The organism is Nocardioides aequoreus (genome assembly GCF_000720335.1).
Classification (GTDB): domain Bacteria; phylum Actinomycetota; class Actinomycetes; order Propionibacteriales; family Nocardioidaceae; genus Marmoricola; species Marmoricola aequoreus.
This window is the reverse complement of record NZ_JOJN01000002.1, coordinates 594,423-615,653: the sequence shown is the minus strand read 5'-3', so window position 1 is coordinate 615,653 and position 21,231 is coordinate 594,423. Positions and strand designations below refer to the sequence as shown.

General features: G+C 74.0%; 20 protein-coding genes. 12 read left to right on the top strand and 8 right to left on the bottom strand.

Going from position 1 to position 21,231, the window contains the following annotated elements; translation table 11 throughout:
* The first annotated feature begins 24 nt into the window (after nucleotides 1-24).
* Genes IG63_RS0105535 through IG63_RS0105520 form a run of 4 tightly spaced genes read left to right on the top strand, consistent with a single transcriptional unit; the run spans nucleotide 25 to nucleotide 4,785 of the window.
* Nucleotides 25-1,260, top strand: coding sequence for an amino acid ABC transporter substrate-binding protein (locus tag IG63_RS0105535; protein ID WP_030483383.1), 1,236 nt, complete (start codon nucleotides 25-27; stop codon nucleotides 1,258-1,260).
* On the top strand, nucleotides 1,260-2,144 hold the full coding sequence (locus IG63_RS0105530) for a branched-chain amino acid ABC transporter permease (RefSeq protein WP_030483382.1): 885 nt from the start codon (nucleotides 1,260-1,262) through the stop codon (nucleotides 2,142-2,144). Before IG63_RS0105535 ends, IG63_RS0105530 begins: the two co-directional genes overlap by 1 nt.
* Nucleotides 2,141-4,006 (top strand): branched-chain amino acid ABC transporter ATP-binding protein/permease, encoded by a 1,866-nt coding sequence (locus IG63_RS0105525; protein WP_084596668.1) that lies wholly within the window; start codon nucleotides 2,141-2,143, stop codon nucleotides 4,004-4,006. Before IG63_RS0105530 ends, IG63_RS0105525 begins: the two co-directional genes overlap by 4 nt.
* Nucleotides 4,003-4,785 (top strand): ABC transporter ATP-binding protein, encoded by a 783-nt coding sequence (locus IG63_RS0105520; RefSeq protein WP_211249197.1) that lies wholly within the window; start codon nucleotides 4,003-4,005, stop codon nucleotides 4,783-4,785. Before IG63_RS0105525 ends, IG63_RS0105520 begins: the two co-directional genes overlap by 4 nt.
* Nucleotides 4,786-4,862: 77 nt before the next feature.
* Here IG63_RS0105520 and IG63_RS0105515 read toward each other — a convergent pair whose 3' ends face one another.
* Nucleotides 4,863-5,258, bottom strand: coding sequence for a YybH family protein (locus IG63_RS0105515; protein WP_030483379.1), 396 nt, complete (start codon nucleotides 5,256-5,258; stop codon nucleotides 4,863-4,865).
* Nucleotides 5,259-5,489: 231 nt separating this feature from the next.
* Between IG63_RS0105515 and IG63_RS0105510 the strand changes: the two genes are divergently transcribed.
* The 5 genes from IG63_RS0105510 to IG63_RS0105490 are packed head-to-tail and all read left to right on the top strand — an operon-like array spanning nucleotide 5,490 to nucleotide 9,848.
* Nucleotides 5,490-6,389 (top strand): NAD(P)-dependent oxidoreductase, encoded by a 900-nt coding sequence (locus IG63_RS0105510; RefSeq protein ID WP_030483378.1) that lies wholly within the window; start codon nucleotides 5,490-5,492, stop codon nucleotides 6,387-6,389.
* Between the two features lie 4 nt (nucleotides 6,390-6,393).
* On the top strand, nucleotides 6,394-7,260 hold the full coding sequence (locus IG63_RS0105505) for an enoyl-CoA hydratase/isomerase family protein (protein WP_030483377.1): 867 nt from the start codon (nucleotides 6,394-6,396) through the stop codon (nucleotides 7,258-7,260).
* Between the two features lie 11 nt (nucleotides 7,261-7,271).
* Entirely contained in the window at nucleotides 7,272-8,087 is an 816-nt protein-coding gene (locus IG63_RS0105500) for a 1-deoxy-D-xylulose-5-phosphate synthase N-terminal domain-containing protein (RefSeq protein ID WP_051706177.1), read from the top strand.
* On the top strand, nucleotides 8,080-9,114 hold the full coding sequence (locus IG63_RS0105495) for a transketolase family protein (protein ID WP_211249196.1): 1,035 nt from the start codon (nucleotides 8,080-8,082) through the stop codon (nucleotides 9,112-9,114). Before IG63_RS0105500 ends, IG63_RS0105495 begins: the two co-directional genes overlap by 8 nt.
* On the top strand, nucleotides 9,111-9,848 hold the full coding sequence (locus IG63_RS0105490) for a FadR/GntR family transcriptional regulator (RefSeq protein WP_030483374.1): 738 nt from the start codon (nucleotides 9,111-9,113) through the stop codon (nucleotides 9,846-9,848). The genes IG63_RS0105495 and IG63_RS0105490 overlap by 4 nt, the downstream gene beginning before the upstream one ends.
* A gap of 28 nt (nucleotides 9,849-9,876) precedes the next feature.
* On the opposite strand, the gene IG63_RS0105485 is transcribed toward IG63_RS0105490, so the two are convergent.
* From IG63_RS0105485 to IG63_RS0105470, 4 genes are all read right to left on the bottom strand, one after another.
* Nucleotides 9,877-10,872 (bottom strand): WcbI family polysaccharide biosynthesis putative acetyltransferase, encoded by a 996-nt coding sequence (locus IG63_RS0105485; RefSeq protein ID WP_157210039.1) that lies wholly within the window; start codon nucleotides 10,870-10,872, stop codon nucleotides 9,877-9,879.
* The gene (locus IG63_RS0105480; protein WP_030483372.1) at nucleotides 10,869-12,143 is read right to left on the bottom strand and encodes a glycosyltransferase; all 1,275 of its coding nucleotides are present in this window, start codon (nucleotides 12,141-12,143) and stop codon (nucleotides 10,869-10,871) included. Before IG63_RS0105480 ends, IG63_RS0105485 begins: the two co-directional genes overlap by 4 nt.
* Nucleotides 12,140-13,042 carry a glycosyltransferase family protein gene (locus IG63_RS0105475; protein ID WP_051706175.1) on the bottom strand — a complete coding sequence of 301 codons (903 nt, stop codon included), beginning with the start codon at nucleotides 13,040-13,042 and terminating at the stop codon, nucleotides 12,140-12,142. The genes IG63_RS0105480 and IG63_RS0105475 overlap by 4 nt, the downstream gene beginning before the upstream one ends.
* Nucleotides 13,043-13,244: 202 nt before the next feature.
* Nucleotides 13,245-14,510, bottom strand: coding sequence for a GNAT family N-acetyltransferase (locus IG63_RS0105470; protein WP_030483370.1), 1,266 nt, complete (start codon nucleotides 14,508-14,510; stop codon nucleotides 13,245-13,247).
* A gap of 81 nt (nucleotides 14,511-14,591) precedes the next feature.
* Here IG63_RS0105470 and IG63_RS0105465 point away from each other — a divergent pair, with 81 nt between their 5' ends.
* Nucleotides 14,592-16,088: a potassium/proton antiporter gene (locus IG63_RS0105465; RefSeq protein ID WP_030483369.1), complete on the top strand. Its 1,497-nt coding sequence runs from the start codon at nucleotides 14,592-14,594 to the stop codon at nucleotides 16,086-16,088.
* 24 nt (nucleotides 16,089-16,112) lie between these two features.
* Here the strand turns inward: IG63_RS0105465 and IG63_RS21345 are convergent, their stop codons facing one another.
* On the bottom strand, nucleotides 16,113-16,631 hold the full coding sequence (locus IG63_RS21345; RefSeq protein ID WP_051706174.1) for a LytR C-terminal domain-containing protein: 519 nt from the start codon (nucleotides 16,629-16,631) through the stop codon (nucleotides 16,113-16,115).
* Nucleotides 16,631-16,945 (bottom strand): type II toxin-antitoxin system VapB family antitoxin, encoded by a 315-nt coding sequence (locus IG63_RS0105455; protein WP_030483367.1) that lies wholly within the window; start codon nucleotides 16,943-16,945, stop codon nucleotides 16,631-16,633. The genes IG63_RS21345 and IG63_RS0105455 overlap by 1 nt, the downstream gene beginning before the upstream one ends.
* Nucleotides 16,946-16,989: 44 nt before the next feature.
* On the opposite strand from IG63_RS0105455, the gene IG63_RS0105450 reads away from it, so the two are divergent.
* On the top strand, nucleotides 16,990-18,582 hold the full coding sequence (locus tag IG63_RS0105450) for a helicase HerA-like domain-containing protein (RefSeq protein ID WP_030483366.1): 1,593 nt from the start codon (nucleotides 16,990-16,992) through the stop codon (nucleotides 18,580-18,582).
* A 27-nt stretch (nucleotides 18,583-18,609) separates the two neighbouring features.
* A complete protein-coding gene (locus IG63_RS0105445; RefSeq protein ID WP_036194420.1) occupies nucleotides 18,610-19,485 on the top strand; it encodes an oxygenase MpaB family protein in 876 nt (291 codons plus the stop codon).
* A gap of 187 nt (nucleotides 19,486-19,672) precedes the next feature.
* On the opposite strand, the gene IG63_RS0105440 is transcribed toward IG63_RS0105445, so the two are convergent.
* A complete protein-coding gene (locus tag IG63_RS0105440) occupies nucleotides 19,673-21,190 on the bottom strand; it encodes a PucR family transcriptional regulator (RefSeq protein ID WP_030483364.1) in 1,518 nt (505 codons plus the stop codon).
* Between the last annotated feature and the right edge of the window lie 41 nt (nucleotides 21,191-21,231).

Sequence of the window (21,231 nt, the reverse complement as noted above, 5' to 3'; positions counted from 1 at the left end):
TTTGCGGCACCACGAGGAGGAAAGATGTCCCACTCATTGTCCCGCCGGGGCGCGGCCCTGGCCATGACCGGTGTGCTGGCAGCCACGCTGGCCGCGTGCGGAAGCGGCGGCGACTCGGGCGGCTCGGACTCCGACGACCCCATCCGCATCGGCTCGTCGCTGCCGCTCACCGGTGAGTTCTCCCAGCCCGGCAAGGCCGCCAACGAGGGCTACGAGGTGTGGGTCGAGATGGTCAACGAGGCCGGCGGCCTGCTCGACCGCGAGGTCGAGCTCATCGTCAAGGACGACGCCTCCAACCAGAACACCATCGTCGCCGACTACAACGCGCTGATCAGCCAGGACAGGGTGGACCTCCTCCTCGGGACCTTCTCCTCGCTGCTCAACCTGCCCGCGTCGGCCGTCGCGGAGAAGAACCAGATGCTCTACGTCGAGCCGGCCGGTGGCTCGCCCGAGCTCTTCAGCCGTGGCTTCGAGTACCTCTTCTTCGCCCAGCAGTCCACGGCCGACCGCCAGGGCCTGCTCTTCGCCGAGTACATCGCCGGCCTGCCGGAGGCCGAGCGGCCCAAGACGGCGGCGTACCCCACGCTCGACGACCCCTTCGCGATGCCGGTGGTCGAGGGCATGCGGGAGATCCTCGAGGAGGCCGGCATCGAGACGGTCTACAGCGAGACCTACGCGATCGACACCAAGAACTTCGACTCGCTGGTCTCCTCGATGCGCAGCGCCGACCCCGACATGGTGGTGCACGGTGCGCAGTTCGAGGACGGCATCGGCATGACCCGCGCGATGCTCAAGGCCGACTTCACCCCCGACGTGCTCTTCCAGACCAATGCGCCGTCCTTCCGGCAGCAGTACGAGGAGTCCGTGGGCGCGGAGAACACCGAGGGCGTGACCTTCGGCGTGAGCCACTCGCCCGAGGCCGACAGCCCCGGCAACCAGGAGTTCGTCGACAAGTACGAGGAGATGTTCGGCACCCGCGAGGTCCCGGAGGACGCCGCCGACGGCTACGCCGCCGGTCAGGTGCTCCAGGCGGCCGTCGAGGCGGTCGGCAGCATCGACGACCAGACCGCGCTGGCCGACTGGCTGCGTGAGAACGAGGTCGAGACGATCCTCGGCGACCTGTCGTGGAACGACGACGGCTCGCCCACCGGTGACTTCCTGATCGGCCAGTGGCAGGACGGCGTCCCGGAGATCGTGCTGCCCGAGGACGTCGCCACCGCCGAGATCAAGCTGGGCTGGCAGCCGGGCGGCGCCGGCTGATGACCGAGCTGCTCCAGACCCTCGCCCTCGGCCTGCTGCTGGGGGGTGTCTACGCCCTCGCGGCCAGCGGGCTGACCCTGATCTTCGGGGTCATGAAGGTGATCAACATCGCGCACGGCGCGTTCGTGATCCTCGCGGCCTTCATCACCTACTGGGTGTGGGAGGCGTTCGGCATCGACCCGCTGCTGGGCATCTTCATCACCACCCCCATCGTGTTCGCGCTCGGCTGGCTCACCTACAAGGTGGTCGTCTCACCGATCCGGACGGCGCCGATGGCCTCGACCGTGCTGCTGACCTTCGGGCTGGCGCTCGTGCTCGAGGGGGCGATGGGCGAGATCTGGGGCAACAACTCGACCGCGATCCGGCCGTCGTACGTCGACCAGTCGTTCCTGGTGGGCGGGGTGTTCCTGCCCAAGGCCCAGGTGTACGGCGGCCTGATCGCGATCGTGGTGCTCGGCCTGCTGTGGCTGGTGCTGACCAAGTCGTGGCTGGGCCGGGCCATCCGCGCGGCCGCCAGCAATCCCGCCTCCGCGGAGCTCGTGGGCATCAAGGTGGCTGCCGTGGCCGCCCTGGTCTTCGCCCTGGGCATCGCGGCGGCGGGGGCGGCCGGTGCGATCACCGGCGTGCTCTACCCCTTCGTCCCGGGCTCGCACTACACCTGGATCGCCCGGCTGCTCGCGATCGTGGTGCTGGGCGGGCTGGGCAGCCTCAACGGCGCGGTGCTCGGCGCGGTGCTCTTCGGCCTGGCCGAGACCTTCACCGCGACCTACTGGTCGCCCGCCTGGGCGACTGCCGTGCCGTACGCCATCGTCTTCGCGGTGCTGCTCGTGCGCCCGCAGGGCCTGATGGGCACCCGACTCCGAGAGGACGCCGTCGCGACATGAGTGACACGACCACTGCCGACGCGGCACCGCAGACCTCGCCGAGCCGCGGCACCGACCCGCTGCTGTGGGTCGGCCGCGGGATCGCGGCCGTCGCCGGGCTGCTGCTGGTGGCCTTCCCGCTGCTCAGCGACGACGTCTACTACCAGAACATGATCATCCTGAGCCTGGTCTTCGCCGTCGGCGCGAGCGGGCTCAACATCATCAGCGGCTTCGCCGGCTACATCTCGCTCGGCCAGGGCGCCTTCATCGGCCTCGGCGGCTACACGATCGGCGTGATGTGCACCAAGCTGCCCGACTCCAACCCGTGGGTGTGGGTGCCGCTCGCCGGGCTGGTGGCCGCGGTCGTCGCCCTGGTGCTCGGGCTGGTCTCGCTGCGCTCGAGCGGCCCGGCCTTCGTGATCATCACGGTGGCCTTCCTCTTCCTGGTGCAGGTCATCGCGGTCAACTGGAAGTCGCTGACCAACGGCACCAACGGCCTGACGCTGCCGCTGCCCGACTGGGACCGCGACATCGCCAACCTGCCCTTCTACTACGTGCTGGTCGGCATCCTGGGGCTGCAGCTGCTGATGACCTGGCAGATCCGCCGGACCAAGCTGGGCATGGGCCTGATCGCGATCCGCGAGGACGAGAGCAAGGCCGCGACCATCGGCATCAACCTGCCGACCGAGAAGATCATCGCCTTCATGGCCAGCGCCGTCTTCGTCGGCATGGCCGGCGCCGTCTACGGCTACTACCTGACCTTCATCGACCCGCGCGGCATGTTCGGCATCCTGCTGAGCGTGCAGCTGGTGCTCTCCATGCTCATCGGCGGCAAGGGCACCCTGTGGGGACCGGTCCTCGGCGCCTTCCTCATCGAGTACCTCTCCGAGACCGCCAACAACGAGTGGGGCGGCGGCAACATCCGGCTCTTCCTCTTCGGCGGCCTGCTCGTCGCGGTCGTGATCTTCCTGCCCAAGGGCATCCTCCCGACCATCCGGTCGCTGGTGACCCGGCGGCGGGCGTCGGGCAAGGCGGGGCTCGTCGGGGCGCGCATCGGCACCGGCGGCAGCCTCGCCTCGATCACCGACCGCGTGCACCTCGTCGACCGCGCCGACATCCCGGACCGCGCGATCCTCGAGGTCAAGGGCCTCAAGCGCCACTTCGGCGGTGTCAAGGCGGTCGACGGGGCGTCGTTCGCGGTGCCCGAGGGCTCCATCACCGGGCTGATCGGGCCCAACGGGTCGGGCAAGACCACGATCTTCAACCTCATCGACGACACCATCAAGGCCGAGGACGGCGAGATCTGGCTCGACGGCCAGCGCATCGACGGGCTGCCGTCGTGGGAGCGGGCGCACCGCGGTCTCGGTCGCACCTTCCAGACCACCCGGCTCTTCCGCGAGATGACGGTGCTGGAGAACGTCGTGGCGGTGCAGCGCACCTTCTCGGTCCGCCAGCTCGGCAAGGTCGCCGTCAGCGGCGCCGAGGCGAGGGCGGCCGAGGAGCTGCTGGAGTTCGTCGGCATGCGGGCCTTCCGCGACCAGCAGGCCCACGCCCTCTCCTACGGCCAGCAGAAGCTGGTCGAGCTCGCCCAGATCCTGATGCTCGACCCGAAGGTGATCCTGCTCGACGAGCCGGCGGGCGGCATCAACCCGGTGCTGATCGAGCGGATGGGCGAGATGATCCGCGAGCTCAACTCCTACGGCAAGACCTTCCTGCTGGTGGAGCACAACATGCCCTTCGTGCTGGGTCTCTGCGACCCCGTGCACGTGTTGGCCCGCGGCCGCACCATGGCCTCGGGCACGCCGGAGGAGATCCAGCGCGACCCCGCCGTCATCGACGCCTACCTCGGCGACGACTTCGTGCTCGAGGAGAGGACCTCATGAGCGAGACCACGCCGATGCTGACCATGAAGGGCGTCATCGCCGGCTACGGCGGCGGCGACGTGCTCCAGGGGGTCGACATCTCGGTCGGGCACGGCTCGGTCGCCTGCATCGTCGGGCCCAACGGTGCCGGCAAGTCGACGGTGCTCAAGACCATCAGCGGCCTGCTGAGCCCGCGGCTCGGCGAGGTGCACCTGCAGGGCGAGCCGATCCACCAGTGCGGTGCCGCGGAGATCCTCGAGCGCGGCATCTCGCAGGTGCCGCAGTCCAACGCGCTCTTCCCCGGCATGACCGTGCGGGAGAACGTGCTGCTCGGCGCCTACATCATCCGGCGCGACAAGGTGCTCGTGCGCGAGCGCTACGACCAGGTGGCCGCACTCTTCCCGATCGTCGCGCAGCGCGCGGGCGACAACGCCGGCAACCTCTCCGGAGGACAGCGCCGGATGGTGGAGTTCGCCCGCTCGCTGATGCTCGACCCCGTCCTGCTGCTGCTCGACGAGCCGTCGCTCGGCCTGGACCCCAAGGCGCTGCAGACCCTCTACGACTCGGTGATGGTGCTCCAGCAGAGCGGCAAGACCATCCTCATCGTGGAGCAGAACGTGCGCTTCGGGATGCGCATGGCCACCGACGGCATCGTGATGGAGTCGGGCAAGGTCGTCACCCAGCGCGACGCCGCCTCGATCCTGGGTGACTCCGACATCGCGCAGATGTACTTCGGCGGCACCGTCTCCGGCTCCAACGCCGAGGTCACCCCCGCCGTCGCGCGAGACGTCACTCCCTGACGCCCGAGAGGTCACTCCCTGGCGCCGCGCGTGCCAGGGAGTGACGTCTCGGCGGTCCGCGAGTGACCTCTCGGCGGTCAGTCGCCGTGGGTGAAGGAGTGGTGCTCGTGGGCCACCTGCCAGCCTCCGTCGCTGTGCCGCAGGCCCAGGGTGAGGCGCAGCAGCCGGTCGGGCGTGTCGGTGAGCTCCTCGGGGGAGCCGCACCGCAGCAGCGCGACGGCGTACGCCACGTCCCGGCCGCTGGTGACCTGCAGCTCGTCGATCTCGAAGACCGCGCCCTGCCGCTGCCACGCGAAGAAGGGCGGCCACGTCGCCGCGTAGGCCTCCAGGCCACGGACGCCGCGCTGCGGGGGTGGTACGTCGAACATCACGAGGTCGTCGGCGTGGTCGGCCAGGACGCCGTCGAGGTCGCCGTCGTGCACGGCCCTCGCCCAGCGGCGTACCAGCGCGGTGATCTGCTGCTCGTCGCTCATGCCGGTGGAGACCCCTCCGCCTGCGCACACTCATCGCCCTCGCCGGCAGGTCACTCCCTGACCTCCGAGGAGTCACTCCCTGACGAGCCGGTGCCAGGGAGTGACCTCTCGATGGTCCGGGAGTGACCTCTGGGCGGTCAGGGAGTGACCTCTCGGCGGGGGTTGACAGGGGCGTGTGGCGCCGACAGGATCGGCTAAGTGGCTAAGCCACTTTGACGAGCAGGGGGATGGATGACGCTGGGGTGGCTGGGCACCGGACGCATGGGCTCCGCGATGGCGCGGCGGCTGGTCGACGCGGGCAACGAGGTGCTGGTCTGGAACCGGACCGCGAGCAAGACCGAGCCGCTCGTGCGGGCGGGTGCCACGGCCGTGCCCACGGTCGGCGACCTGGGCGCCGCCGAGGTCGTCTTCGTGATGGTCTCGCGGCCGGAGGACCTCGAGCAGGTGCTGGTCGGGCCCGACGGGCTGCTGCGGGCCGAGCGGCTGCCCGAGGTGGTCGTCGACTGCTCCACGGTGTCGGCGGAGACCTCGGCGCGGATGCGGGGCCTCGCGGCCGAGGTCGGGGTGGAGTTCCTCGCCTCGCCGATCAGCGGCAACCCGCACGTCGTGGCCGAGGGCGGGGCGTGCCTGGTCTGCTCGGGCCCGGAGGCGACCTTCCTGCGGGTGCAGCCCCACCTGCTGCAGATCGCGAAGGTCGCCGTGCACGCCGGGGAGGCCGAGCAGAGCCGGCTCGTCAAGCTGGCCCACAACCTCTACCTCGGGATGATGGTGCAGGCGCTGGTCGAGGTCACCGCCCTGGCCGAGAAGGCCGGGACCAGCCGCACGGCCTTCCTGGAGTTCCTCAACGGCACGGTCATCAGCTCCGACTGGGTGCGCAAGCGCACGCCCGACCTGCTGGCGCTCGACTGGACGCCGACCTTCACCACCGAGCTGCTGCGCAAGGACTTCGACCTCGGGCTCGCGGAGGCTCGCGCGCTCGAGGTGCCCATGCCCGTCGCCGCGGCGACCCACCAGCTGATCCAGGCCGCGATCGGCACCGGCCAGCGCGACGACGACTTCCTCTCGCTCTTCGTCCAGGAGGCCCGCGCCGCCGGCCTCACCCCCGTCCCCGAGACCCGCCCGGAGGTCTAGCGCCATGTCGCTGCAGGAGTTCGTCGACCCGCCCCGCTTCGAGGACTACCGCGAGCGCTTCGCGGAGTTCTTCACCATGGAGCGCCGCGACGACGGCGTCCTCCTCGTCGCCGGCCACACCGACGGTGGCCCGATCCAGCTCAGCGTGCAGAACCACCGCGCGCTCGGCCAGATGCTCAAGACGGTCGGCGCCGACCCCGACAACGAGCTGCTCATCCTCACCGGGACCGGCGAGGAGTTCATGATGGACTCCGACCCCGAGGGCTTCGCCCTCGAGGACGCCGACATGCCGCACTGGGCCTACGAGTACGCCTACAAGGACGGCCGCATCAACGTCAGCTCGCTGGTCAACGACCTCGAGATCCCGACGATCGGGATCATGAACGGCCCCGGCTTCCACTCCGAGATCGTGCTGATGTGCGACCTCACCCTGGCCGCCGACGACGCCACCATCTTCGACCTGCACTACGACATCGGCTCGGTGCCCGCCGACGGCATCCACACCTGCTTCCAGGAGCTGCTCGGCGTCAAGCGGGCGGCGTACGCCCTGCTGACCGGGGAGGCCTTCACCGCCCAGCAGGCGCTCGAGCTGGGCATGGTCAACGAGGTGCTGCCGCGCGACCAGCTGGTCGGCCGGGCCTACGCGATCGCCGACCACATCATGAGCCAGCCGCGCACCACGCGGCGCCTCACGACGCAGATCGTCCGGCGGCCGTGGCGCCAGCGCATCACCAGCGACCTCGACGGGGGCTTCGGCATCCAGATGTTCGGCCACGTGGCCAAGCAGAAGTCGATCCACGGTCGCGAGGGCATCGCCAGCGTCGTCGACTACGTGCGGCAGGGCCGGCGCAACAACTTCGACCCCGCGTGAGGAGCCCCACCGTGACCGAGCCCCCCACGGCGACCGCGACGGCCGACGAGCTGCAGCGCTTCGCCGACGGCGTCCGGCTGCACGCCGTGCGGATGGTGGCGCCCCACGGCATGGGCTACCTGGGGCAGGCGCTGTCGTCGGCGGAGGTGATGGCGGCGCTCTACCTCACGGCGTACCGCCCCGAGCACGACCGGATGGTCTGCTCGCCCGGTCACTACGTGATCGCCCACTTCGCCGCCGCGGCCCTCACCGGCCAGCTCGACGCCGCGCTGCTCGAGACCTACGGCCACGAGGACTCCGACCTCGAGGCGATCGGCACCGAGCGCTCACCGGCCCTCGACCTGACCTGCGGCACCCTCGGCACCGGGCTCTCGGGCGCGGTCGGCCTCGCCCTCGCCGACCGGATGCTGGGGCACGACGGCCGGGTCTTCGTGCTCACCAGCGACGGCGAGCTGCAGGAGGGGCAGACCTGGGAGGCGGCGATGTTCGCCGCCCACCACGGGCTGGGGCGGCTGGTCGCCCTGGTCGACGCCAACGACTCGCAGGTCGACGGCCCGGTCAGCTCGCTGACCACGGTCGAGCCGGTCGCCGACAAGTGGCGCGCCTTCGGCTGGGACGTGCACGACGTCGACGGCCACGACGCGCCGGCGGTGGCCGACGCGCTTGGCCGGGCCGCGGAGTCGCCGCTGCCGAGCGTGGTGGTGGCGCGCACCTCGACCTCGCACGGTCTCGACGTGCTGCCGCCGGACGCCGACGGACACTTCATCAAGCTGTCGCCCGAGCTCGCCGCGGCGGCCGTCGAGGAGCTGGAGGCCCGCCGTGGCTGAGCAGACCGCCCTGCCCCGCGGCGTGCGGCCCGCGCCGTACCCCACCGTGCTCAAGCCGTACGGCAATGCGCTGCTGGAGCTCGCGCGCGAGCGCGACGACGTGGTCTGCCTCTCCGGCGACCTGACGCGGCAGTGCGAGGTCGACCTCTTCCAGGACGAGCTGCCGGAGCGCTTCGTGCACGCGGGCATGGCCGAGGGCAACATGATGAGCATGGCCGGGGCGATGGCCCGGCGGGGGTTCAAGCCCTTCGTGCACACCTTCGGGGTCTTCGCGACGCGGCGGCCCTTCGACCAGGTGGTCAACTCGATCGCCTACCCGCGGCTGCCGGTGCGCATCGTCGGCTTCATGCCCGGGCTCTCCAGCCCCGGCGGCCCCAGCCACCAGGCGATCGAGGACGTCGCCATCATGCGAGCGATCCCGGGGATGACGGTCGTCGACGTCGCCGACGCCGTCGAGACCCGGCAGGCGGTGCGCGAGATCGTCGACGTGCCCGGCCCGGTCTACCTGCGGCTCAAGCGGGGCGAGATCCCGGTGGTCTTCGACGACACCCACCGCCTCGAGCTGGGGCAGGCGCAGGTCCTGCAGCAGGGTGGCGACGTCGCGCTCGTCGGCAGCGGCATGATGCTGACGAGCGTGCTCCAGGCCGCCGAGGTGCTCGCGGGAGCCGGCGTCCGTGCCACGATCGTCAACGTGCCGACGATCAAGCCGCTCGACGAGGAGACGATCGCCGCGGTGGTCGACACCGTCTCGGGCGTCGTCACGGCGGAGAACCACACGGTCGTCGGCGGCCTGGGCTCGGCCGTCGCCGAGGTGATCGCCGAGTGGGGCTACGCCTGCCCGCTGCGCCGCGTCGGCATCGCCGACACCTTCGGCGAGGGGGCGAAGTCGGGGCCCCACCTCTTCCGCAAGTACGGCCTCACCACGCAGGCGGTCGTCACGGCGGCGTGGGACGCGCTCGGCGCGGGCGGTCCGCCGCCGCAGGCACCGGACCTGCCGGTGGCGGCGGGGGAGTACGCCCCCGTATGACCCGGCCGCAGCTCGACGTCACCGCCCTCGGCCCGATCTCGGTGCCCCGGCTCTCCGACGCCATCGCCGAGCAGATCCGGGACCTCATCGAGGGCCAGGACCTGCAGGAGGGCACCAAGCTGCCCTCCGAGCGGGTGCTCGCCGAGCGCTTCGGCACCAGCCGCCCGACGGTCAGCCAGGCGATCCGCACGCTCGCCCTGCGGGGCCTCGTCGAGAGCCGCCGGGGCAGCGGTGCCTACGTGCTGCGCCGCCTCGACCCCGACGACGTGCCGCAGGTGCCGAGCCTGCTCTCGCCCGACGCCGGCAACCTCGACGCGCTCGTCGAGCTGCGGGGCTGGCTGGAGGGGCTCGGCGTCCAGCACGCGGGCGCCGCCGACCTGGGCGGCGTACGCCGCGCGCTCGAGCGGCTGGCCGAGAGCGTCGGCGAGACCTCCACCTGGATCGCCGCCGACACCGTCTTCCACGCCGCGGTGGTGCGGCTGGCCGGCAACCCGGTGCTCACCACGCTCTACGAGCGGGTGCACACCTCGCTGCTGGAGCACGAGTACCGAGCGTGGGTCGAGCGCGACGAGGTGCCGGCCTGGCTGGCGCCCTCCGAGGCCGGCTCGCAGATGGCGCTGCACGAGCCGATCGTCGCCGCCCTGGAGCGCGGCGACACCGCGGCCGCGCTGGTCGCGTGCGACCGCCACAACCAGGTGATGCGCGAGCACCTGCTGCGCAGCCCCCAGCCGTAGCCCCCGTCCTCAGGCCCGGCGATTCCGGTCAACCGGAATCTCGGTCGTCGGGAGCCGCGAGCCCGAGCAGGCGTCGCGTCTCCGACGTACGGCGCAGCACGGCGTCGAGGACGTCGGGGCGGGCGGCGTACCAGGCGCCCTGGGCCTCGGTCACCTCCGCGGCCGTGACCACGCGGCCGCCGACCTCCCAGTCGGCGCGGGGAGCGGCGTCCAGACCGTGCGCGGCGACGACCACGGGCTCCAGGGGTGCCCGCACCGAGGTCAGCAGCGGCCTGGTGGTGCCGGGCGGGCGCGGCTCCAGGCCCAGCGCGTGCCGCACCCGCGCCGCGAGCGGCGCCAGCACGTCGTTGCCGGGGTGGTTGACGGTGCGCACGGCCCCGGCCGTCGGGTGGTCCAGCAGGTCGCTGGCCGGTACGGCGCGTGCGCGCTGCTCGCGCCGCCGCAGCTCCTCGACCGAGGCCCGGGCGACGGCGCGCACCTGGTCGGCCGTCGTCGGCTCCGGGCGAGGGGGCAGGCGGCGGGCGCGTCGCCACGCGGCGGCGACGGCGGTGCGGACGTCGTGGTAGGGCACCACTGGCGGGTCGGGGTCCGGCAGCCCCGGCGGGTGGACCACCGCCTGCCAGGGGTGCAGGCCGGCGTACCTCACGGAGGGGACGACCGCGCTGCGGGCGTCGGGCGGCAGCAGCGCGCGCAGCTGGTCGGTGCCGACCGGGAGGTCGTGGTAGTCCGCCGTGACCGGCTGCGCGACGAGGAGGCGCGTGCGCGCGAGCAGCCGCTGCAGCGGCGCGACGTCACCCAGCCCGAGCTCGTGCACCGGCGGGGTGCGCACCGTGCGGACGTCGTCGCCGTCGAGCAGCAGCCGCAGCGACTCCGCCTGGCAGTTGCCCACCACGACGAGCAGTGGTCGTCCGTCGAGCGGTCCGTCGAGCGGGGAGTCGGAGTCGGCGTAGAAGTCGGCGTAGTGCGCCCGCTCGGCGGGGGTGCGGGCCGCCGTGCGCAGCGGCGGTGTGACGGAGCCGGTCACGCCCACCCTCCGAACCACGCCTGCAGGTGCGCGCCCTGCCACGGGCGCAGCCCGGCGTACGGCTGCGGGTGGGCGGCGGCCAGGTCGGGCCGGTCCCACCGCGCCGCCCGCCGCTGCAGGCGTACGTCGCGCAGCAGCCCGGCGCCCGGACCCACCTCGCGCACCCCCCAGCCCTGTGGCCCGTCGAGGCTGTGGACCAGGTCGTGCCAGGCGCCGGGCTCGCCGGTGACGCCGCGGTCGAGGCGCAGGTGCAGGCGGGTGCCGGGCGGGAGGCCGCCGTCGGGGCGCCGCACGCGCGGGTCGCCGCCGACCGTGCGCGCCTGTGCGTCGTCGAGCAGCAGGTGGGTGCGGGGGAGGGAAGCGGTGAGGCTGTCGAGGGTGGCCAGCAGGGCGGTGCCCTCCAGGTCGGCAGCGCAGGTGACCGCCAGCGGGAGCGGGCCGCGCAGCAGGCCGCGCCACCCGGTGCGGGGGGCGGCACCGCGGTCGGCGACCGCGACGGCCTCGCCCAGCCGCCCGTCGTCGTCGCGCGGCTCCAGGCCGGCGTCGGGACCGTCGTGCCAGGCGACGGCCCGGGGGCGGTGCGCGAGCAGCCCGCCGGCGAGGCGGGTCCGGTGGGCGAAGTCCCAGTCCTCGCCGCCGTACGCCGTGAAGGACGCGTCGAAGCCGCCCACCTCGTCGAAGAGCCACCGGCTGCACGCGAGCACGGCGCCCACCGCGTACCGGTGCGAGGAGGCGTCGGCGTGCAGCAGGTCGCCGCTGCGGGCGTGGGCGTCGAGCAGCCAGACGGGGTCGGGCAGCGCCCGCGGCGACGCCGCCTGCTCGATGGGTGCCTCGGCGGGCACGTCCGTGAGGTCGGCGTGCCGGCGCCGGCCGGTGGCCAGGAGCTCGGGCAGCACGGCGGGCAGGGCGGTGAGCTGCTCGACGTACGCCGGCTCGGGCGTGGTGTCGGCGTCGAGGAGCACCAGGACGTCGCTGGAGGTGGCGGCGACGCCGAGGTTGCGGACGGCCGCGAGCCGGAAGCCGTCGTCGGGCTGCCGCACCAGGCGTACGCCGGGGGGCACCTCGGGTGGCGTCGCGGAGCCGTCGTCGGCGACGACCACCTCGTCGGGCGGGCGCGTCTGGCGCGCGAGCGCGGCGAGGGTGCGGGCGAGCTGCTCGGGCTGCTCGTAGTGCGCCACCACGACGGCGATGCTGCGTGCCGGGTCGCCCGGCTCGACGAGGTCCCATCGGTTGCCCGGCACCGTGGTGCCGTACGGCGGGCGCCCGCTCACGCCGGCACGCCGTCGTCCGCGGCCCGGTCGCCCAGGTCGTCCACGTCGCCCAGGTGGCCCGCCAGGTCCGCCCACCAGGCGCGGTAGGCCGCCACGGTCTCGCGCGGCCCTGGACGCAGGTCGGTGCCCTGGTCCAGCCAGGTTCTGCCAGGGTCCGCGAGGGCGGCGGCCAGGGGCGCGACCAGCCGGCCGCTCTCGAAGGGCGTCGTCGTGCCGGGCCGCAGCCGCCCCATCTCACGGGTGTAGGTGCCGACGCGCACCAGTGGGCGCCGGCCGGCCGCGAGCCAGGAGTTGAGGCTGCCCGAGGCCGAGACGTTGCGGTGTCCGAGCACCGGCACCGCGACGGCCCGCAGCGCGGGCAGCACCTCTGCCTCCGGCAGGTGGCCGGTCACCTCCAGGGGGACGCCGAGGTGGTCGGCCCGCGCGGCCAGGGCGGCCAGGTCGCCGTCGTGCCCGGGGGCGGGACCGCCGAGCACGACCAGCCGGGCGCCCACCCCGCGCCGGCGCAGCAGCCCGAGCGCGTCGAGCACCGGCCGGTGGCCCTTGCCGGGGTAGTAGAAGCCGAAGACGCCGACCGTGCCCGCCTCCACCACGCGGGCGGAGGGCGGGACCGGCGGCGCGGGCCGCACCGGCAGCGGGATCACCGCCCCCGCGGTGGTCGGCCGGCACCACCGCGCGACCAGGTCGCGCTCGTGCTCGGAGCTGGTCACCCAGCCCGCTGCCTGCGCCACCACCGCCTGGTAGACCGCCCGCCGGCGCTGGAAGGCGGCGAGCCCGTCGGTCGGCTGCGGCACGTCGTGCAGGGTCACGCTCAGGCGGCACCGCCGGACGAGCCCGGCCACCACCCGGAGCAGCTCGTCGGGGTCGCCGAGCAGCCGGTCGGTGAGGTGCAGGTGCACCGCCCGGTCGCACGAGCGCGGGGTCGCGCACCACCTCGGCGCCCAGCCACCCCGCCACCTCCGCGGCGTGACGGGTGACGCCGTGGCGCGGGGCGCCCAGCACCAGCTGGGCGGGCAGGGACCTCCTCATGGGCGGCGGAGTACCCACCACCGCCCGTGCCCCGACGTGGGGCGGGCCACAAGACGGGCCAGGAGAACCGGGTCAGAAGAAGTCGGGGCTCCACGGGGCGCGGGTCCAGGAGAGGGCGGTGGCGGCCTCCGCGACCGCGCCCGGGGTGTGCTCGACGACGCGGCCGACCCGGTGCAGGTCGGCCAGCGAGGTGCCGCCGAGGTACGCCGTGCCGAGCTCGAGCACGCCGAGGGAGAGGTCGGGCTCGGCGTCGGTGCGCTCCACCGTGGTGCTCGACGCCTCGCCCTTGCTGGTCAGCCGCCAGCGGCCGGTGTTGGCCTCGAGCATCGGGTCGTCGACCTCGAGCACGACGTCGAGGGGGGCGGCGTACGCCCGGGCGCGCAGCGCGGCGGGCACGTCGACGACGCGCACGTAGAGCGCGTCGGTCACCTCGGTCTCGACGGCGCGGGCGTCGGTGACGAGCAGCCGGAGCGGCTCGTCGGCCGCCGCGCAGCGGTAGCGGAAGCGGCGGGCCAGGTCGAGGTCGAGCAGGTAGCGCCACAGCGACGCGTACGCCGCCGGGTCCTCGGCCCAGAGCTCCTGGAGGCGCACCTCGGAGTCCGGCTCGGCGTCGAAGTCGGCCTTGAAGCGGTAGAGCGCGAAGCCGTCGGGCTCGCCGTCGTCGGACCAGTGCACGACGTGGCGCTTCTCCGAGGCGCCGTCGCGGGCGTGGGGGAGGTCGTAGAGCGCGAACTCCCACCCGCTGCCCTCGTTGCGCACCATCGTCCCGGGCCGCTCCTCCCGGAGCTTGGCGTGCATCCGGCGCGCGAGCGGCTCGAACTGCTCGCGCGTCAGCTCGTCGACCGAGCCCGACGTGCGCACCCCGGGGAGGAACTGCAGCCGCCGGTTGGTGCCCTTGAGCAGGTGCCGGGTGACGGCGGGACCGAAGCCGTAGCGGCCGTAGATCAGCGACTCCGAGGCCCACAGCGTCGCGAGCGGCTCGCCGCGCGCGACGCAGTCGTCCAGCTGGTGCCGCATCATCGCCGTGAGCAGCCCGCGCCGGCGGTAGGGCGCGTGCACGGTGACCACGGTGATCGCGGCGTTGGCGACGTCGGCGCCACCGGGGACGCGGATCCGGCGGGTCAGGGCGCCGAAGGTGGCGACCCAGCGGCGTCCGACCTTGAAGCCGAAGGAGCGGTCGAGCTCGAGGACCTGCCGGTCGACCTCCTCGCCCTCGGGGCGGTGCTCCTCCTGGAAGCCGCGCGAGATCGCCTGCAGCCACGGGCGGAAGGTCGCCTCGGTGACCGGCTTGAGCCGCGGCTCGGTGAGGTGGGGCGGTGGCGGAGGGGTGGCGGCCATGCCTGCCATTGGAGCGCAGTCACGGGCGGGCGGCCAGCGAATTAGGATCAGGGTCCCGACCATCGCGCCGAGGAGCCCCTGGTGACTCTCGACGTCCACGATCTCGACCGGCTGCTGCTGGTCGGGGCCGGCGTGCTGCTGCTGGCGATCCTCGCGGTCCGGCTGAGCGTGCGCGCCGGCATGCCGAGCCTGCTGGTCTACCTGGCGATCGGTCTCGCGCTCGGGGAGGCCGGGCTGGGGTTCGACTTCGACGACGCCGAGGTGGCGCTCGCGCTGGGCTTCGGGGCCCTGGTGCTGATCCTGGCCGAGGGCGGCCTGACCACGCCCTGGCCGGAGATGAGACCGGTGCTGCGCATCGGCGTGGGGCTCGCCACCATCGGGGTCGCGGTCAGCGTGCTGGTGATCGCGCTCTTCGCCCACTACGTCCTCGGGCTGGACTGGCAGCTCGCGGTCCTGCTGGGCGCGGTGCTCTCGCCGACCGACGCCGCCGCCGTCTTCTCGGTGCTGCGCCGGGTGCCGCTGCCCCGGCGCATCACCGGCGCGCTCGAGGCCGAGTCGGGCCTCAACGACGCCCCCACCATCGTGCTGGTCACGCTCGTCACGGCCGGCGGCCACAGCGTCACCGGCTTCGCGCTCGACTTCGTCTACCAGCTCTCGGTCGGGGTGGCGGGCGGCCTCGCGATCGGCTGGCTCGGGGCCTGGATGCTGCGGCGCTCCGCGCTGCCCGCCTCGGGCCTCTACCCGCTCGCGGTGCTCTCGCTGTGCGTGCTGTCGTACGCCGCCGTGGCCCACGTGCACGCCTCCGGCTTCGCCGCCGTCTACGTCGCCGCGCTCGTGCTGGGCAACGCCGACCTGCCGCACCGCGCCGCCACGCGCTCCTTCGCCGAGGGGCTGGCGTGGCTGGCCCAGATCGGGCTCTTCGTGATGCTCGGGCTGCTGGCGTCGCCGGGGCGCATCTCCCTGGAGACGGTGGTCCTCGCCGTCGTCGTCGGCGTCGTGCTCGGGGTGGTGGCGCGGCCGCTGTCGGTGCTCGCGTCGTCGTCGGTGCAGCGCGTCTCGCTGCGGGAGGGCGCCTTCCTGTCGTGGGCGGGCCTGCGCGGTGCGGTGCCGATCGTCTTCACGACGATCCCGCTGGCCGGCGCCGTCGACGGCGCCCCCCAGCTCTTCGACATCGTCTTCGTCCTCGTCGTGCTCGACACCCTGGTCACCGCCACGACGCTGCCGTGGGCCTCACGGGTGCTGGGCGTGGCGCGGCGCCAGGAGCCGCGCGACCTCGAGGTCGAGGCGGCGCCCCTCGAGCGGGTGGCCGCCGACCTGCTGCAGGTGACGATCTCGACGCAGTCGCGGATGCACGGCGTCGAGGTCGGCGAGCTGCGGCTGCCGCCCGGCACGTCGGTCGCCCTGGTGGTCCGCGACGGTCACACGCTCGTGCCCGACCCCCGCACCGTGCTGCGGCACGGCGACGACCTGCTCGTGGTCACGCCGCGCGAGGAGCGCGAGGCCGCGGAGAAGCGGCTGCGGATGGTCTCCCTGGGCGGTCGCCTGGCCCAGTGGCTGAGCACGGACCCGCCCGCCTGACAGGCAGGCCGCTCGGGGACGGGGTCAGTCCACCTGGATGCACTGCTCGACGGGCTCGGGGAGCTCCAGGCGACGGGGGCCGTTGGGAGCCAGGCCGCCGAGCTCGTCGCCCACGAGCACGTCGACGCCGGGGCCGAGGTCGCGCTCGACGACGCGCACGCGCACGCCGCGGCCGAGGTTGCGGGCGACCAGCCTCGCGGCGGTGACGTCCTCGTCGGTGGTCCACACGACCGCACGGCGGATGCCGGCCCGCGGCGGCGCGTTGCCGGCGTTGCCGCCGACGAAGCCGCGGTCCTCGAGCTGGTCGAGCGTGCGTCCGGCGAGCCCGGAGGTGCTGCCGGCGTTGAAGACACTGACCTGCACGTCGCCGCGGTCGACGAAGCGCTTGACCTGCCGCTCCTCCTCGGCGCACTCCTCCCCGGCGCGTGCCGCGCTGCCCGGCAGCGGCTGCGTGGCGGCCCGGAAGCCGTACCAGGCCATGCCGCACAGCACGAGCAGCAGCACGACGAGGGTCGCGCCCGACACGACGGTGCGGCGGCGCATCAGCCCGGACCCTCCGACCCCTCGTCGGCCACGTGCACCCGCGCGTGCAGCACGTGGCGCTGCTGCAGCGCGGCGCGCAGCGCGCGGTGGAGGCCGTCCTCGAGGTAGAGCTCGTCGCGCCACTCGACGACGTGGGCGAAGAGGTCGCCGAAGAAGGTGGAGTCCTCGTCGAGCAGCGTCGCGAGGTGCAGCGTGTCCTTGGTCGTGACCAGCTCGTCGAGCCGGATCTGCCGAGGCGGGAGCGCCGCCCAGTCGCGCGGCTGCAGCGCGTGCGCGGGGTAGGGGCGGCTCGCACCCACGCGCTTGAAGATCACGCGGTCACGATAGAGCAGGCCCGGACTGCGCCTACTGTGCGTGCATGAGTGAGTCGATCGCTGACGTGGTCCGGCCTGGCTACGCGTTCGAGGGCCCGGCCCTCGAGCTCGGCGCGCTGATGGCGGACGCCACGACGGTGGTCGCCGACTGCCCGGTCCGCATCCCGCTGGCCATGCTCAACCGGCACGGGCTGGTCGCGGGCGCGACCGGCACCGGCAAGACCAAGACGCTGCAGCTGCTCGCCGAGCAGCTCTCGGCCGCCGGCGTGCCGGTCTTCGCCGCCGACATCAAGGGTGACCTTTCGGGTCTCGCGGTGCCGGGCCGGCCCGACGCCCGCCTGGAGGCGCGCGCGGCCTCGCTCGGGCAGCAGTGGCAGGCGACCGGCTACCCGGTGGAGTACTTCGCGATCGGCGGCGTCGGCACCGGGATCCCGCTGCGCGTCACCATGACGGCGTTCGGTCCGACGCTGCTCTCCAAGGTGCTCGGGCTCAACGACACCCAGGAGTCCTCGCTCGGGCTGGTCTTCCACTACGCCGACAAGGCGGGCCTGCCGCTGCTCGACCTCGCCGACCTGCGCGAGGTCGTCAAGCACCTGGTCTCCGACGAGGGCAAGGCCGAGCTGAAGGAGCTCGGTGGGCTCTCGCCCGCCACGGCCGGCGTCATCCTGCGCGAGCTGATCGCCTTCGAGGACCAGGGCGCCGGCGCCTTCTTCGGCGAGCCGGAGCTGGAGACCGCCGACCTGATGCGCGTGGCCCCCGACGGGCGCGGCGTGATCTCGCTGCTCGAGCTGCCGCGGCTGCAGGACCGCCCCGCCGTCTTCTCCACCTTCTTGATGTGGCTGCTCGCCGACCTCTTCAACGAGCTGCCCGAGGTCGGCGACGTCGACAAGCCCAAGCTGGTCTTCTTCTTCGACGAGGCCCACCTGCTCTTCGACGACGCCTCCGAGCCCTTCCTCGACGCCGTCGCCCGCACCGTGCGGCTGATCCGCTCCAAGGGCGTCGGCGTCTTCTTCGTGACCCAGCAGCCCACCGACGTGCCCGACGACGTGCTCGCCCAGCTCGGCTCCCGCATCCAGCACCAGCTGCGCGCCGCCACGCCCAAGGACGCCAAGGCGCTCAAGCAGACCGTGGCCACCTACCCCTTCTCCGCCTACGACGACCTCGGGCGCGTGATCCTCTCCCTCGGCATCGGCGAGGCGGTGGTCACCGTGATGGACGAGCGCGGCGCTCCCACGCCCGTCGCGTGGACCCGGCTGCCCGCCCCGCGCTCGCTGATGGGTCCCGCCGACCCGGCCGCCATGGAGCAGGCCGTCACGACCTCGCCGCTGCACCCTCGGTACGCCGCCACGGTCGACCGCGAGTCGGCCCGCGAGCTGCTGGCCGGCCGTCTCGAGCGCGGCGCCGAGAAGGCGGCGAGGGAGCACGCGAGCGACGAGACCGGTGACAAGGCAGGTGGCTCGCTGGAGGACCGGCTGCGCTCGGAGGCCGACCGCGCCACCCGCCCGACACGCACCAAGGCGCCGGCCCGGCCCCGGTCGACGGTGGAGGAGGTCGTGGGCTCGCCGCTCTTCAAGTCGCTGGCCCGCACGGCGGTGCGCGAGATCGCCCGCGGGATGCTGCGCACCGGACGACGTTGACTCCCGGCTGACGGGTACCCCCCGCCCATGGATGCCCTGCTGCGACCGGTCCAGCGACGCCTCGGGCTCGCGCTGCGCTCCAGGGTCGCGGGCGACGACGCCCCCGAGCGGGCGCAGCGCATCTGGGGGGCCGAGGGTGAGCGGTGGTTCACCCCCGACGACCCGGTCTGGCGCGTCAACGCCGACGCCGCGATGTTCCCCGGCGGAATCTGCGCGCTGCTGCTGCAGTCGCTGCACCCCGGCGCGATGGCCGGCGTCGCCGGGCACTCCGGCTACCAGGGCGACCCGTGGGGCAGGCTGCAGCGCACCAGCCACTACCTGGCCGTCACCACCTTCGGCACCGTGGCCGACGCCGAGCAGGCGATCGCGGTGGTGCGCGCGGTGCACCGCCGGGTGCGGGGCACCGACCACCGCGGCACGCCGTACGCCGCCGACGACCCGCACCTGCTCCGGTGGGTGCACGTCGCCGAGGTGTGGTCCTTCCTGCACGCCTACCAGCGCTACGCCGCCACCCCTCTGACGCCGGACGAGGCCGACCTCTTCGTGCGGCAGACCAACGAGGCGGCGTCTCGGTTGGGCGCGACCGGCCTGCCGGAGTCGGTGGCCGAGCTGGAGGCGCGGCTCGCGGCGTACCGACCCGAGCTCGAGGCCTCACCCGCGGCCCGCGAGGCGACGCGCTTCATGCTCCTCAACCCGCCCGTGCCGCTGCTGGCCCGCCCCGGCTACGGCCTGATCGCCGCCGGCGGCGTGGCCCTGCTCCCACCGTGGGCGCGCCGGATGCTGCGCCTCCCCGTCTGGGGCCCGGGCGTCGGCGCGGCAGCCCGTGCCGGCGCCGTCTCGACCGCCCTGGTGCGCTGGGGCATGGCCGGCCTCGCCGACCGCCGCCCCGGCGATCCCGCCTGAGCACGCGCCTGCACGTGCGGCCGGCGCCGCGCTTTCCGCGGGGAAAGCACCGATCCGGCGGCGAGCCGGGCGTTTCCGCCTCATCGGCACGCGACACGCCGTACGCCGACGGTCCGATCGCGCGGAAACGCAACGCGTCGGTCTTTCCGCGCGGAAAGCGCCGGCTGCCGCCGCCGAGCCCGAGACCTCAGCGCGCGCGCCCCAGGTCGTGGGCGAGCAGGGCGACGGCGAGGGAGGTGCGGGAGGCGGGGGTGTCGAGGGGGTGGCCGACGACCTGCTCCAGCCGCGCGAGGGCGGGGTAGAGCGAGGAGCGGTTGCGGTGGGTGGCCCGGGCGAGGGCGGTGACCTGACCGCCGGCGTCGAGGAGGGCGCGGAGCAGGCCGAGCAGGTCAGTGCCGTGACGGGCGTCGTGGGCCAGCACCCGGCCGAGCTCGGCCTCCACGAAGGCGGAGACGGCGGGCGAGTCGCCCAGCGAGGCGAGCAGGCCGTGCAGCCGCACGTCCGCGTGCCGTACGACGCCCGCGCGCGGCGGCAGGTCGCCGGCGACGCCCGCGACCACGCGCGCGGAGCGCCACGATCCCGGCACGTCGGTCAGCCGCCCGACCGGCTCGCCGGCGGCCAGCAGCAGGCCCTCGGGCCGGAGCCGGTCGAGCACGGCGTCGGGGTCGTCGGCCGCGAGCAGGACACCGACGTGCCGGTCGTCGAGGGGCGCGACCAGCCCCTCGACCCGGCTGTCACCGAGGAGCCGGCGCAGCCGCCCGACCAGCTCCGAGCCCGGGCCGCCGAGGGCGACGAGGCCGACGTACGCCCGGGCGGGCCGCAGGCCCACGGCGCGGAGGCGGGCGAGCGCGGCCGGCTCGTCGGGCAGACGACCCGAGACGAGGTCGGAGATCAGGGACCCGTGCAGCCGCAGCTCGGTCGCCGCGTCGTCGCGCTCGATCATCCGGCCGAGCTCGAGCGCCTGCGCGGCGCGCTCGAGCACCACGGCGGCGCGGGCGGTGTCGCCGGTCCGAGGCGCGACCAGCCGGGCCCACACCCGGCCCTGCACGCCGACGGTCGTGGTGAGCCAGTGCTCCGGACCGCCCACGGCGGTGCCGGCCCGCCACGTCACGAGCCGGGAGCGCGCCTCCCACTCCTCCAGCAGCGGGGCGGTGGCGCCCCCGAGGGCGGCCGAGCTGAGCACCCGGCGCCGCTGGTCCTCCAGCACCACCGGGCCCGGGAGCAGCCGTGCCGCGGCATCGAGGATGGCGCCGCGGTCGGCGCGGCGCAGGCCGAGCATGGTGAAGGTCGCGTGCACCTCCGCGGCGAAGGTCACCTGCTCCAGCTGCGCTGAGACCAGGCGGCGGTGCACCTGCTCGGTGATCTCCACGAAGCGCACCTGCTCGTGCAGCACGACCAGCGGGAAGTCGCGCTCGCGGGCGCGCGCGACGACGGCGGGGCTCGGGGGCGACCCGAGCTCGAGCACCACCCCGGCCGCGCCGCCGTCCACGACCCGGTCGAGCTCCGCGAGCGCGTCGGGGTCGGCCAGCTCGAGGAAGCCGCCGGTGGTCAGGAGCAGCTCGCCGCCGTCGATCAGCCCGGCCACCCGCGGCACGTCGCTGACGTGCACCCAGCGCACGTCGCCCTCCAGGGCACCGTGGCCGGCGAGCACCTCGGGAGCGCCCCGGCGCACGGGCTCGGAGTCCAGCACCTCGCGGACGGTCACCACGGCGACAGTATGTCGCTCATCGCCGCCGATCTGCGACG